This is a genomic window from Streptomyces sp. SAS_272 (genome assembly GCF_052543235.1).
This window is the reverse complement of sequence record NZ_JBMNDR010000016.1, coordinates 62,499-76,181: the sequence shown is the minus strand read 5'-3', so window position 1 is coordinate 76,181 and position 13,683 is coordinate 62,499. Positions and strand designations below refer to the sequence as shown.

Here is a 13,683-nt window from a genome sequence, read left to right as displayed (position 1 = left end):
GTTGGCTGACTGGGCGGTCGTACGAGAGGAGCTGCGGCGTGGGCGACGAGGTTCAGCAGCCGGAGTACGAAGTCGGGACGGGCATGCTGTTCGTGTTCGGGCGGCAGTTGAAGCTGTTCCGGGACCGGGCGGGGATGGACCGGGCGAGTCTCGGGTCGCTGACCGGCTACTCGGCCTCGACGATCGCGTCGTTCGAGCAGGGGAGACGCATCCCGCCGCCGAAGTTCATTGACCAGGCAGATGAAGTGCTGTGCGCAAGTGGGGTGTTGAGCGCGAGCAAAGAGGAGGTGGCTCGGGCTCAGTATCCAACGTTCTTTCGGGATGCGGCCAGGTTGGAGGCCAAGGCGGCAGCCCTGCACCTGTACGCGACGAAGGCAGTGCCAGGGTTGTTGCAGACGGAAGAGTACGCGCGAGCCGTGTTCTCCATGTGGCGTCCGCTGCTGGACGAGGAGACCATCAACCAACGGGTCGCTGCTCGCCTCGCGCGCCAGGAGATCTTCTCTCGGACCCCGATGCCCACCATCAGTTTTGTCATCGAGGAGTTCGTTCTACGGCGACCGCTCGGTGGACGGGCAGTGATGCAAGGCCAGTTGGAGCAGATCCTGCTGCACGGGCACCGGCGTAACGTGGATCCAGGTGATGCCGATCGAACGTGATGAGCATGCTGGGTTGGACGGCCCCTTCACCTTGATCGAGACGCACGAAGGGCAGAGGATCGCCTACGTGGAGGCGTACAAGGACAGCCGTCTCTACACGGAGCGGAGGCAGGTACGGGAGATGGAAGAGCAGTACGGCATCCTTCGGGCCCAGGCGCTCACTCCCCGCGAGTCGCTGGCCCTCATCGAGAAGTTGCTTGGAGAGAGATGAACGCCAAACAGCTCATAGAGCCGCTACCCGAGTCGGCCTGGTTCAAGAGCAGTTACAGCACAGGCTCGGGCGGCGAATGCGTCGAGGTCGCCACCCGCCCCGGGGCGGTCCACGTCCGTGACTCGAAGGACACAACCCGCGCCGCACTGGCCGTACAACCCACGGCGTGGACCGCGTTCGTCGAGTTCGCGGCACTCTGAAGGCGGTAGGGCCCTCGGCAGGCGCGTGCTCGCCGAGGGCCACTGTGCACCCCACCTCCGCAGCACCTTCAGCAGCTTCGGCGGGTTGCCCGCAGGGTGCGCCGCCCGCGCTGGCCGGCATGACGGTCAACGTCACGCCAGAGACGTCCGATTCTTGGCGGGGGTCGCCTTCCCGGGGTCCGATCGGCACCATGATTGACCCAACCCGGCCGCCACCATCACTCCCGCAACGGGGCCTCAACGGAGTCGACTCAGTAAGGCCCTTGATACGCGAAGCTACTGTAGGTTCCTGCCATGAAGCAGGGTAAAGAGGTCGAGAACCCCGAATCGCGTTTCTTCACGGTGCTGCGGGCGGCGGCGAAGCTCCCGGGCGTGCGGATCCACAGGGAGGCGTACCTCCGAAGTGCGCTGGCTCGCCACTGCTCCGAGGACGACATCCGAAGGGCGATAGAAGAGACTCCCGCCGCGGCGGGCATCAGCGCCGACGTTCTCGACAAGTTGGCCAACGACTCCATCCGCTTCGAAACCGGCAAGGTCAGCGCTCTCTCCGCCGCCGCCGGGATACCCGGCATTCTCGCCCTCCCCGCCACCGTGCCCGCCGACTTGGCCCAGTACGTCGGTCACATGCTGCGCATCGCGCAGAAGCTCGCCTACCTCTACAGCTGGCCTGACCTGTTCTCCGACGAGGGCGACGACGTCGACGACGCGACCATGGGGGTGCTCACGCTGTTCTTCGGCGTGATGTTCGGCACCCAGTCGGCGAACACGGCCGTGGGGAAGGTCGCGGGGATGATGTCGAAGCAGGTCGCCAAGAAGCTGCCGCAGAAGGCACTCACCCAGGGTGTCGTCTACCCGATAGTGAAGAAGGTCGCGGCATACCTCGGCGTCCAGATGACGAAGCAGTCGTTCGCGACGACCGTCTCGAAGGCCATCCCCCTCATCGGGGCCGCTGTCTCCGGCGGGCTCACTTTCGCGACCTTCCTTCCGATGGCCAAGCGGCTCAAGAAGCACCTCGCCGGCCTGCCCCTGGCGGAACCGTCGCACCGAGTGACGGACGACGGTGACGTCGTGGACGGCGAAGTCGTCGAAGACAACGAGCCGTTCGCGACGGCACAGGCTGACGAACTCAGCGCGGCCACCGCTGCCGTCAAGCTGGAGGAACCTCAGCCCTGACTCTGGTCACCGCGACCCGCGTGAACCCGTCGGACTGCCGCACCCCTGTGGCGGAGCCAGTGGGGCGATCTCCCGGTCGAAGAAATCGTGGAACCCCTCACCACGCTCATAAAGCGCGTCGAACCCGGCGTTCGTCTCCCGGATCAGTGAGCGGTCGGTGTACTTCTTGGCCCCGGCCGCATTTCCCTCCCCGTCGTAAATGACCTCGTACATGACCACATCGCCGAGAATCACTGCTTCCGGAACCGGGCGACTCCGCTCGATGTTCGAAATATCGTCGGCGTCGAGAATCTTGATGTCGTCGCCCACGTCCACGCGCGTGCGCAGGACGAACAACTCCCATTGCACATACGGCGTGATCGGGAATTCCACGACGCGAAGGCGGCGGTGCCTGACGCCCAGGCGCGACGCCCGGCGGAGCTCCTGGGCGTAGTCCTCGCGCCTCTCGTCGGCCAGGGACAGCGCCCTCTCCCAGTCGCCGTCGGCGAACGCCTCCCAGCTCGGGAAGCCGCGCTCCTGGAAGTGCTGGCCGCGTTCGAGCTTGTTGAGGAAGCCGATCCCGCTGGTGTAGAGCCGGCCCAGGTCCGCGTGGTACCGGGGCCGGTCCAGGCGTTCTGAGGTGCCGAGAGGGAAGGAGTCAAACACTGGGGATGTCCGGTTTCGCCGCGATGAGCATCTTCCTGGGGATGACGACGAGGCATTCGTCCGATCCGATCGAGACCCCGTCGGGCAGGTGCCCGCCGAGTGACCGGGTGAGGTCCCGTCCTATGACAGCGATGTCACCGTTGGCGAGTTCCCAGATGTCCGGACAGTCTGGAGTCCCGGTGGTGATTCCGAGTTCCTGGGGTGTTTTTCCCAGGCGCTGTTTGAAACCTGTGTGCGGATCCGCTTCCCATGGCCTGGCCATTTCCGTCGCCCCCTCGATCGGTCGGGATGCCTCACTGTAACGTGCAACTTGCCCACCTGACGATGTGTTGGAACCAGCCCGCCGGGGTAATGGCGAGGATTGATTCCTCCTTGTCTCATGTCGCTCAGGGCTGGAATGATATTGATCGGGAAGAAAATCACGTCACTGCCTGGCAGGCGGAATCTTTCGTCTGTGCTGTAGGAAAATAGGGTGAACGGAGGGGCTGCTGTGGACTCAGAAGTGACCTTGCTCGCACAGAGCGCGGGGGCCACCTTGGTCACGCTGATGGCGACCGATGCCTGGCACCGTGTGCGTGACGGGATCACACAGCTCTGGCGCCGGACGCAACCCGAGCGCGCCGAGACCGTCACCGCCGAGTTGGAGGCCACTCGCGAGGACGTCCTGGCCGCCGCGGCGGCGGGAGACCAGGAATCCCTGGACGAACTGCGGCTTCAGTGGCAGGGGTCGGTACGGCGGCTGCTCGTCGCCCGTCCCGCCGCCGTCGACGAGCTGCGCGCGCTGCTGGACCGACTCGATCCCGGCGGCGCGGCCGCACGGCAGATCAGCCAGCACGCCACCGCGTCCGGGCAGGCCCGGGTCTACCAAGCGGGACGTGACCAGCACATCGCCGAGCGATGACGGGCGGGACGGACGGTCACGCCGAGGACCAGGGACGCGTCTATCAGGCGCGGGGCGACCAGCACATCAGCGAGCACCACCACCACTACGGCGACGGGCCGGAGCGCGGCGGACCGGACTCGGTGCGACGCCCGGCGGTCGGCCGGCCCCCCGTCGCGCTGCGCGACCGCAGCGAGGTGATGGAACGCCTGCGGGCGAGCGTCGAGGCGGAGCGCGGCGGCCAGGTCTACGTGCTGTACGGCATGGGCGGCTCCGGCAAGACGGCGGTCGCCTGCGCCCTGTTCCAGGAAGTCACCGGGGAACACGGCCGGGTGGGCCTGTGGGTCAACGCTGCCGACCGTGCGAGCCTGCGCGCCGGCATGCTCGCCGTCGCCGCCGACCGAGGAGCGGGCGACGGTGAACTGCTCGCCGCGCGTAACGGGCTCAGGCCCGCCGCCGATCTCGTGTGGACCTGTCTCGACCGTTCCGCGGAACCCTGGTTACTGGTCCTGGACAACACCGACGAGCCGGAGATCCTGCGGGACGGCGACTGGCTGCGCACCAGTCCGCGCGGCACCGTCCTGGTGACCACACGGCGCGCGGCGGCCCGGTGGTGGCCGGGGGCCGAGCTGCAGTACATCGGCGTCCTGCCCCGAGAGGACGCCGCGCTCGTGCTGCGCGATCTCGCACCGCACAGCGGGACGACGGAGCAGGCGGCGCGGGTCGCGGACCGGCTCGGGCGGCTGCCACTCGCCCTCACCCTGGCGGGCGGCTTCCTCTCCCACCAGGTCATCGACCCCTGGACGATGGACGCCTACGGGGACCAGCTCGACGGAGATCAGCGGGTCCAGCTGATCGACCGGGGAGCCGACGCGCTGTCCGAAGCGGACCCGCGGCATCTGGTCGGCCTGACCTGGCAGTTGACCCTCGACGCGTTCGAGGCTCGCGGGCTGCCCGAGGCCGCGACTCTGCTCAGACTGCTGGCGCGGTTCGCCGCCGAACCCCTGCCGCTGGCCGTGCTCAACCATGAGGACATCGGCGGAGTCCTTCCCCGGGCCCGTACCGAGACGGCTCTGCGGGCCCTGCTCGACCAGTCGCTGTCCGAGCTGGTCGACGTCGTCGGCATGCGCTGCGTGCAGAGCCATGGCGTGCTGCTCGACAGTGTCTCCGCGGCGACCCCCGCCCAAGTGACGCCCACGCTCGACGCGGCGGCCGTCCGACTGCTCGACGCGGCCGTACCCGGCGCACCCGACGCCGGGCCGCACGAGCCGCGACTGCGCCTGCTGGTACCTCATGTGCTGGCCCTGCTGCGGCACGTCGGCGAGCCGTCGGCCGCCGCCGACGCCCTGGCCGTGGCGACGCGGCTGTCGGTCGCACTGCACCGGACCGGTGACTACCCCTCGGCTTGGGAAACCTCCCGAACCGCCGCGGACCTCGCGCAGCGACTGCTCGGCGCGGACGACCGCACGGTCCTGGCCGCCCGTTCCAGGGCCGGGCGGGCGCTGTTCCGGCTGGGCCGGTTCCTGGAGGCCGAGTCGTTGCTCCGCGAAATCCATACCGCTCAGGAGGCTCTGTTCGGAGCCGACGACCCCGACACCCTGGACACTTCCTACGGCCTCCAGCTCGTGCTGGCGAACCTCGGCAGACGCGAGGAATCCGTCGCACTGCTCCGCGCCACCGTCGCCGGACGGCGCTCGGCGCTGGGTCCCGCGCATCCGCTGACCCTGCGGGCCCGCGCCAGCCTGCTGGAGATGCTGCCGGCCGCCGACGTCGTCACCGAGGAGGGCGGCGCGCTGCTCACGCTCCCGTCGGAATGCGACCGGTCCCTCGGCCCCGATCACACCGTGACCCTGGGCGCCCGGCACAACCACGCGTGGGCGCTGTATCTCCTGGGCCGGTTCGCCGAAGCCGACAGCGAGATCCGGCGGGTCACCGAGGCGTATGTACGGCGCTTCGGGCCGGAGTACCCGATGGTGCTCGCGGCTCGGCAGCTGTTCTCGCGGACCCGGGCCGCGCTCGGCGGGGTGGACGAGGCGATCGAGCTGATGACCGAGGTCGTCGCACGACGGGAACGCGGTCTGGGCCCCGAGCACCCCTTCACCGTCGCGGGCCGGCGGCTTCTGGACACGTACCGGTCGGGCCGATGACGTGACCGCGAGTGCCGCGGCGAGGCACGGCGGCCTCAGTAGTGGTAGCGGGCCTTGAGGATCTTCACTTCCTTCTCGTCCACCCGGTACACGAGCCGGTGCTCGTCGTCGATCCGGCGTGACCAGTAGCCGGACAGGTCGCCCTTCAGGGGCTCCGGCTTGCCGATGCCGGTGAAGGGGGTGCGCTGGATCTCGGCGATCAGCCGGGTGACCCTGCGGGCCATGGCACGGTCCGAGCCGAGCCAGAACAGGAAGTCCTCCCACCCGGCCGGGTCGAAGTGGACGCTCCTCATCCGTCGCCCGCCAGCTCTTCCAGCTCGGCCATGGTCCTGGTGATCACGGTCTCGCCGGCCCTGTCCCGTGCGACGGCTTCCATGAGGCGTTGCGCGTTGGCGGGGGAGCGCAGCAGGTAGACGGTCTCCTGCCAGGAGTCATAGTCCTCGGCGGACATCAGTACCGCGTCGCCGCTCTTGGAGCTGATGCGCACGGGAGTGTGGTCGTCGTTGACGCGTTTGATCAGCGGGAAGAGATCCTTGCGGGCTTCGCTGGCGCTTATGGTCATCTGCGGCACCTCTCTTCAAGTGGTACCGAAAAAGGGTACTGCAATGGTACGAGTTTCTTGTACGGGCTGCAGGGTGGGATGTCTTCAACAGTCCCGATCCGCTTCAGGTGGCCAAGGGGGCGGAGGCCGCCGGTTGATCGATCGGCATGGAGGCGGGTATACAGCGCAAGGGGGGAGTAAGCGCCTGCACGGCGGCCGGACGCTTCCGGCGCGGGTGGGTGACAGCCCGCCTTCGCTGTGGTTGGCCGGCCTTCGCTGTCCCCGTCGGTCGGCTGAACAGGCAGCGGACATCCCGCACGATCGAGTACGAGCGGCGGCAGGAGCCGCCAGATGGAGAGCGTGACCGGTAATGGCCCAGCAGCCGCCCCTCCTCCGCGATGTCATCGACATCAAGGAGTCCATCTCCACCTCGGACTTCGTGCTGTCCCTCGCCGAGGCGACGACGCCCGAGGGCGCTCGGCACGCGCTCGAGGACTACGTCGTCACCGAGCGGCTGCTGGAGAACTTCGACGAGGCGCTGGCGCTCATCAAGTCCTCGCTCGACGGGCACCGCTCCAAGGCGGCCTATCTCCACGGCTCGTTCGGTTCCGGTAAGTCCCACTTCATGGCCGTGCTGTACGCGCTGCTCAGCGGCGACCCGGCCGCCCGCGCCCGCACCGAGTTCGACCCGGTGCTGACCAAGCACGAGTGGCTGACCACGGACGGCAAGAAGTTCCTGCTCGTGCCGTACCACATGCTCGGCGCGAAGGCCCTCGAACAGCGGGTGCTCGGCGGGTACGTCACGCACGTCAAGAAGCTGCGCCCCGACGCTTCGACCCCGCAGGTCTACCGGACCGACTCCCTGTTCGCCGACATCCGCGCCATGCGCGCCAAAATGGGCGACGAAGCAGTCATCCGCGGCCTGGGCGGCAGCGACGCGGACGACGGCGAGGAGGACGAGTGGGGCGAGGGTTTCGCCTGGACCCCGCAGCTCCTCGACACCGCGCTCGCCGCCGAGGAGAACCACGAGGCCGGCACCCCGCTGAACCTGCGCAACCCCTCCGCCCCGGCGGAACTGCGGGCCAAGCTGGTCAACGACGCCAGTACCAACCTCCTGCCCGGTTTCGCCAAGAACGCCGTCGAGGACGAGCACGGCTTCATCTCCCTCGACGCCGGTCTGTCCGTCATCGCCGAACACGCCAAGTCGATCGGCTACGACGGGCTCATCCTGTTCATGGACGAGCTGATCCTCTGGCTGGCCACCCTCATCCACGACCAGAAGTTCGTGGCCCGCGAAGCCAGCAAGATCACGAACTTCGTCGAGGGCGGCGACGCCCGTCGTGCCATCCCCATCGTGTCGTTCATCGCCCGCCAGCGAGACCTGCGCGAGCTCGTCGGCGAAGAGGTCTCCGGCGCGGCGGAGTCCTCCATCCAGGACACCCTCAACCTCGCCTCCGGCCGGTTCGACAAGATCACGCTGGAGGACCGCAACCTCCCGCAGATCGCCCACGCCCGCCTCCTCAAGCCGAAGGACGCCGAAGCGGAACGGCTCGTCGACGCGGCCTTCGAACAGACGAAGCGGGTCGGCACCCAGGTGTGGGACACCCTGCTCGGCTCGGAGAAAGGCACCACCGGCGCGGACGCGGAGTCGTTCCGGCTGACCTATCCGTTCTCGCCCGCGTTCATGGACACCCTCGTCCACATCTCCTCCGCGCTGCAGCGTTCCCGGACCGGTCTGAAGCTGATGGGCCAGCTGCTCGCCGACCACCGCAACGAGATCCGGCTCGGGCAGCTCATCCCGGTCGGCGACCTCTACCCGGTGATCGCGGAGGGCGGCGACAAGCCGTTCACCGACAGCCTGAAGGTCGTCTTCGAGGCCGCCGACAAGCTGTACAAGACCAAGATGCGGCCGTACCTCCTCAGCTCGTACGACATCACTGAGGACGACGTCGAGCAGTACGTCAACCGGCCCGAGACCCTCACCGACCCGCAGCGCGCAGGCCGCTGCCGGATGTTCGTCGGCGACAACAGGCTCGCCTGCACCCTGCTGCTGTCCGCGCTCGCGCCCAGCGTGCCCGCACTCGCCGAGCTGACCATCCGGCGACTCGGCGCGCTCAACCACGGGTCGGTCCTCGCGCCGATCCCGGGGGCCGAGGTCGGCATCATCAAGAACAAGGTCGCCGAATGGGCCGCCCGGTTCCCCGAGATCAAGGAGACCGGCACCGACGCCAACCCCGGCGTACGGCTGGAGCTGTCCGGCGTCGACGTGGACTCCGTCATCGCCAACGCCCAGGTCAACGACAACCCCGGCAACCGGGTCGCGCTCGCCCGACGCCTGCTGTCCGAGGAACTGGGCGTCGAGCACGGCCAGTTGAACGACCGACTCGGCTTCACCTGGCGCGGTACCGCCCGAACCGCCGAGATCGTCTTCGGGAACGTCGCCGACGAGGACGAGCTGCCCGACCACGACCTGATGCCGCAGGAGGAGGGTCACTGGCGCATCGCCATAGACCTCCCGTTCGATGAGGGCGAGTACGGCCCCCGCGAGGACGCCATCCGGATGCAGCGCCTGCGTGAGCGCCAGCAGGGCGCGCGGTCCCGTACCGTCGCCTGGCTCCCCGCACACCTGTCCGCGCAGCGCTTCGCGGACTTCCGGCGCCTCGTCGTCATCGACAAGGCCCTGGCGGACGAGCACCGCTTCGACACCCAGTACGCCGGCCACCTCAACGCCGACAACCGCAGCCGCGCCAAGGGCCTCCTCGAAAGCCAGCGCGAGGCCCTGCTCAAGCAGGTCAGGGGCGCCTTCAAGCAGGCCTACGGCCTCGCCCAGAAGCAGGCGGCCGACGTCGTGCCCGACTTCGACGACCACCTCGTCGCGCTGCCCGACGTCGACGGCCTCACCCTCTCGTTCGGGCAGAGCCTGCACGACGGCATCCGGCACGTCGCGGGCAGGCTCCTCGCCCACCAGTACCCGGCACACCCCGATCTCGACCCCGACGCCACCGGCATCGCCGTCAAGTCCGTCGACACGAAGAAGGTGTTCACGCACGTCCGGGCTGCCGCCGAAGCCCGTGACGGGCGGGTGGAGGTCCCGGCCGCCGACCGCAGGCTCATGCAGCGGATCGCCGGGCCCCTGCGTCTCGGGCAGCAGAAGGAGGCGTACTTCGAGCTGTCCCGCTACTGGGCCGACCACTTCCGCCAGCTCGCCAGCGCCCAGGGCGTCACCGGGGATCTGTCCCTCATCACCCTGACCGACTGGACCGACAAGCCCGATCCGCGCGGCCTGCCGGACTTCCTCGCCCGGCTCGTCGTCGCCGCCTTCGCCGAGATGGACGACCGGGTGTGGGTGCGCGGCGGCACCGTGCTCGACCCCGCGCCCGAAGTGTCCGCGCTCAAGGACCACGACGCACTGCGCAGCCAGCCGCTGCCCGCCGAGCCCGACTGGGACACGGCACGACAGCGCTTCGAGACGATCTTCGGCGAGAAGGCGCCCACCCTGCGACGCGGCCGGATGGTCAACCAGTTCGCCCGACAGATCCTCGAGGCCGCCCGCGCTCACCGGGACCACGCGGCGGACCTGGTGCACCAGTTGGAGGCCCACGCCTCCTTCCTCGGCCTCGACCAGACCGCCGACACCGGACGTCTCGCCCTCGCCCGCCGCTCCCTGCAACTGCTGGACGCGCTCACGACGGAAGCCGGCAAGGGCGCGGCCGGTGCGAAGAAGACCGTGGAGGCCCTCGCCTCCTTCGACCTGGGCGGGACGAGCGCCGACCGGTACGGGACCTCCGTCAAGCAGGCCCGCAGCGTCGCGGAGGCACTCGCCTCCGCACCTTGGAGCACCCTCGAACTCGCCGCCGGACTCGGACCCGAGGGCGCGGCATTGCTCGACTCGCTGCGCAACGTGGCCCGCGACGACCAGCGCACCGCGGACCTGCGGGACGCCCTGACCCGGACCCAGCGCGAGGTCGTCGCCCTGGTGAAGCGCAGCCAGGCCGCAGCCGCCCCGCCGCCCGCGCCCGTCGCGCCGCAGCCCACGGCCGACGATCTGTCCCTGAACACGCCGACCAGCGACCCGCGCATCCCCTACACCCCGCAGGGCGCTCCCACCTCGGTCTCCTCGGGCAGTGGCACCGCGCGGACGTCCGGTGGACGCCGTACGACCGCGTCCCGCGCGGCCGCCGACCTCCAGGCGGAACTGTCCGAGCTGGCCGCCCGCCACCCCGACGCGACGATCGAGATCACCTGGAAGGTCGTCGAATGACGGACACCGTCGCCGCCGTCCCCGGCGCCGTCCGGCTGAACACCGCGACCGTCACCCAATACCTGTCCTCGCAGTCCTCCCTCGCCGCCTCCCTGACCGGGGACGGCGGGGGCAGGCGCCGGGTCGTGCTGCTGCGGTCGGCGCCCCAGTGGGATGGGCCTGCCGAACCCGTCTGGGGCGAGGGCCGGACTGCCGGGGTCGCGGTGGCGCCCTCGCCGCTCGCCGTTCATGAACTCGTACTGGACCACCTCACAGGCCGACGACCCGGGCCCGCTGTGCTGGTCGTGCTGACCGATCGCGAGCACAACGAACTCGACCCGGCGATCCTCGCCCGCGTCCACAAGCTGCGCATCGACACGGTCGACAGCTGGGACGTCGTGCGGGAGGCGTTCGGCGCACGGCAGATCGACCCACGCCTCAAGGACGTCGACTGGGCCGCCGAAGCCCTGCTGGACGCCACCCCGCCCGGCGGCTGGCCGCCCGTGCCCGGCGGCTGGCTGTCCCGGCAGTACGCCCTCACCGCGCTCGCCCAGCGCCGTCTGCGTCTCGGCCGCCACGACACCGAGGGCGGCACACGACGCCCCGGCGACGACCGGCTCGACGCACAGACCCTGCTGCACTGGTCGACCCGACCTGGCGCCCCGGAGCGGATGTCGGCCCTGCGGGGCCCCGAGCGCGCCGGACTGACCGTCTTTCTCGGCGAGGACGACCAGGCCGGCCTCGCCGGACGTGCCCTGCTCGCCCTCGTCGGAGCCGAGCGCGGCACGGACGCCGCCGCCTTCGGGCTCGTGTGCGCGGCCCTGTGGCAGCATGCCGCCCCCGCCCCCGAGATCTACCGGGCGCGGGGTCGTGCCGAACGCTACTTCGGTGACCGGCCCCCGGCCGAGGGCGAACAGCTCGACGCCCTGGTGACCGTCTTCGGCCGGTCCGCCGAGGAGTACGTGACCACGCTGCTGACCGCCGGGCATCGCCACGGCGGCGCCGACACCGACCAGGCTCGCGAGGCGCGCCGCACCACCGGCATCGTCCTCGACCGGGCGGCCGTGCTGGCCCGGCAGTTCGGAGCAGAGGCGGCCGCCGCGGCGAGCCCCGTCCTGCGCGGTGGACTGGAGGCACGGTTCGCCGCCGTCGGTCAGACCCTCGCGACGGGTGACACGGCCGCGGCCGCGGACGCCGTACGGCGTCTGGCGGACCACCGGCTCGCCACCGATCCGGCGGAGTCCGCCCGCATCGAGCGCGCCCGCATGGGGCAGCGCCTCGCCGTCTGGCTCGCCACGGACCCCCCGGCCGACGCCCCCAGTGTCGCTGCGGCCATGCAGCGGCACGTCACCGAGACGGGCTGGGTCGACCTGGCCCTGGAGCACGTCGAGGCCGGCGGCGACCCGGAGCCCGTCCTCAAGGCCGCCTACGACACCCTCGGCACGCGCGTCAGGGACCGGCGGCGGCAGATCGACGAGTCCTTCGCGCGCTCGCTGGCCGGATGGACGCAGGACGGCACCCCGCCCCGCCGCATGCTCACCGTCGAGACTTTCCTCGACCGGGTGGTCGGACCCGTCGTCCGGCGCGGGGAGGAGCGGCGGGTGCTGCTGCTCGTGCTCGACGGCATGAGCGTGGCCATAGCCAGCGAACTCGGCGAGGAACTGCGCCGATCCTGGGCGGAATTCGACCCGCTGGCCGACGACGCTCCGTGTCGACGGGCGATGGCCGCGGCCCTGCCTACCGTCACGGCGGTATCCCGGACCTCACTCTTCGCGGGCACCCTGATGAAGGGCGCCCAAGCCGACGAGAAGCGACTCTTTCCTGCGCTGAAACTCTGGGGCGGGGCCTCCGCCGCCGTGTTCCACAAGGACGACCTGCGTACCGAGACGGCAGGCGACACCTTCGGCCCGGCTCTGACCGATGCCCTCACCGACGGCAGGACGCACGTCGCGGTCGTCCTCAATGCCATCGACGACCGCCTCGCCAAGGAGCAGAAGCTCGGTGACGGAGCCTGGCGGGTCGACGACGTACCCGGCCTGCGCGACCTGCTCCGGGTGGCGGCGGCCCAGGGCATGGCCGTGATCGTCACCAGCGACCACGGTCACGTCGTCGACCGGCACGGCACGAAGGCCGATGCCGCCACCGAGCCCGCCTCCGCGCGCCATCGCATGCCGGGCGGAGGACTGCTCGGCGAACGGGAGATCGCCCTCTCGGGGCCCCGCGTGGTGTGGCCCGACCCGGGTGCCTCTATCGTCGCGCTCTGGGACGCGGACTCCCGATACACCGCCCTGAAGGCCGGTTACCACGGCGGAGCCTCCCTCGCCGAGTTCACCATCCCGGTGCTCGCCTTCCTGCCGTTCGGGGCGGAACCGCCCAAGGGCTGGCGGGAGTTGGGAGATCAACGGCCGGTCTGGTGGGCCCCGGAGGAGGCGGGCGGGCCGGTCTCGGACGAGCGCGCGCCTCAGATGACCACAGCGGCAGCGAAGAAGACGACCGCCAAGCCGCGCAAGAAGCAACCCGAACCCGGAACGCAGCCCGACGCGCTCTTCGACGTGGCGCTGACCGCAGGAGGCGACGACGCGCTGCTCACTCCGACCGTCGTCTCCCGGACCGAGGCTCTCGTGACGGCGCTGCTCGACTCGGAGACGTATCAGGGGCAGCTCGACGGTCTTGCCCGCAAGCCGCAGCAGGAGCAGGTCGACAAGGCGCTGGCCGCCCTGCTCGACGCGGGGGGCACCCTGCCCGTGACCGCGCTCGCCCAACGGGCGGGAATGCCCACCACCCGGGGCGACGGCTTCGCCGCGGTCCTGAGGCAGCTCCTCAACTACGACGGCGTACAGGTGCTGGAGACCCTGCCGGACGGACGCACGCTACGGCTCCATGAGGCGCTGCTGCGTGAACAGTTCGCGCTCCGAGCGGGCTGACGGTGTCAGGGGTGCCTCCAGCGGTCCGCGTCGGGGGCGCCCCGGGGCGACGTCTTCCGGTGCCCG

General features: G+C 70.1%; 10 protein-coding genes and 1 pseudogene. 7 read left to right on the top strand and 4 right to left on the bottom strand.

Going from position 1 to position 13,683, the window contains the following annotated elements:
* The first annotated feature begins 38 nt into the window (after positions 1-38).
* The 3 genes and pseudogenes from ACN6LD_RS12890 to ACN6LD_RS12880 all read left to right on the top strand — a co-directional run bounded on the left by ACN6LD_RS12890 (position 39) and on the right by ACN6LD_RS12880 (position 2,240).
* Positions 39-867, top strand: a pseudogene (locus tag ACN6LD_RS12890) (helix-turn-helix domain-containing protein).
* On the top strand, positions 864-1,067 hold the full coding sequence (locus tag ACN6LD_RS12885) for a DUF397 domain-containing protein (RefSeq protein ID WP_445043209.1): 204 nt from the start codon (positions 864-866) through the stop codon (positions 1,065-1,067). Before ACN6LD_RS12890 ends, ACN6LD_RS12885 begins: the two are co-directional and overlap by 4 nt.
* A gap of 294 nt (positions 1,068-1,361) precedes the next feature.
* Positions 1,362-2,240, top strand: a complete 879-nt coding sequence (locus ACN6LD_RS12880) for a hypothetical protein (protein WP_445043208.1) — start codon at positions 1,362-1,364, stop codon at positions 2,238-2,240.
* A gap of 6 nt (positions 2,241-2,246) precedes the next feature.
* On the opposite strand, the gene ACN6LD_RS12875 is transcribed toward ACN6LD_RS12880, so the two are convergent.
* Positions 2,247-2,885 (bottom strand): DUF6879 family protein, encoded by a 639-nt coding sequence (locus ACN6LD_RS12875; protein ID WP_445043207.1) that lies wholly within the window; start codon positions 2,883-2,885, stop codon positions 2,247-2,249.
* Positions 2,878-3,147: a hypothetical protein gene (locus ACN6LD_RS12870; RefSeq protein ID WP_445043206.1), complete on the bottom strand. Its 270-nt coding sequence runs from the start codon at positions 3,145-3,147 to the stop codon at positions 2,878-2,880. Before ACN6LD_RS12870 ends, ACN6LD_RS12875 begins: the two co-directional genes overlap by 8 nt.
* 228 nt (positions 3,148-3,375) lie before the next feature.
* Here ACN6LD_RS12870 and ACN6LD_RS12865 point away from each other — a divergent pair, with 228 nt between their 5' ends.
* Positions 3,376-3,786, top strand: a complete 411-nt coding sequence (locus tag ACN6LD_RS12865) for a hypothetical protein (RefSeq protein WP_445043205.1) — start codon at positions 3,376-3,378, stop codon at positions 3,784-3,786.
* Positions 3,783-5,912: a tetratricopeptide repeat protein gene (locus ACN6LD_RS12860; protein ID WP_445043204.1), complete on the top strand. Its 2,130-nt coding sequence runs from the start codon at positions 3,783-3,785 to the stop codon at positions 5,910-5,912. Before ACN6LD_RS12865 ends, ACN6LD_RS12860 begins: the two co-directional genes overlap by 4 nt.
* 35 nt (positions 5,913-5,947) lie before the next feature.
* Here the strand turns inward: ACN6LD_RS12860 and ACN6LD_RS12855 are convergent, their stop codons facing one another.
* On the bottom strand, positions 5,948-6,205 hold the full coding sequence (locus tag ACN6LD_RS12855; protein WP_445043203.1) for a Txe/YoeB family addiction module toxin: 258 nt from the start codon (positions 6,203-6,205) through the stop codon (positions 5,948-5,950).
* The gene (locus ACN6LD_RS12850; RefSeq protein WP_445043202.1) at positions 6,202-6,474 is read right to left on the bottom strand and encodes a type II toxin-antitoxin system Phd/YefM family antitoxin; all 273 of its coding nucleotides are present in this window, start codon (positions 6,472-6,474) and stop codon (positions 6,202-6,204) included. Before ACN6LD_RS12850 ends, ACN6LD_RS12855 begins: the two co-directional genes overlap by 4 nt.
* 349 nt (positions 6,475-6,823) lie before the next feature.
* On the opposite strand from ACN6LD_RS12850, the gene pglY reads away from it, so the two are divergent.
* The gene (pglY, locus tag ACN6LD_RS12845) at positions 6,824-10,714 is read left to right on the top strand and encodes a BREX-2 system ATPase PglY (protein ID WP_445043201.1); all 3,891 of its coding nucleotides are present in this window, start codon (positions 6,824-6,826) and stop codon (positions 10,712-10,714) included.
* Positions 10,711-13,617 carry a BREX-2 system phosphatase PglZ gene (pglZ, locus tag ACN6LD_RS12840; protein WP_445043200.1) on the top strand — a complete coding sequence of 969 codons (2,907 nt, stop codon included), beginning with the start codon at positions 10,711-10,713 and terminating at the stop codon, positions 13,615-13,617. Before pglY ends, pglZ begins: the two co-directional genes overlap by 4 nt.
* Positions 13,618-13,683 lie beyond the last annotated feature (66 nt).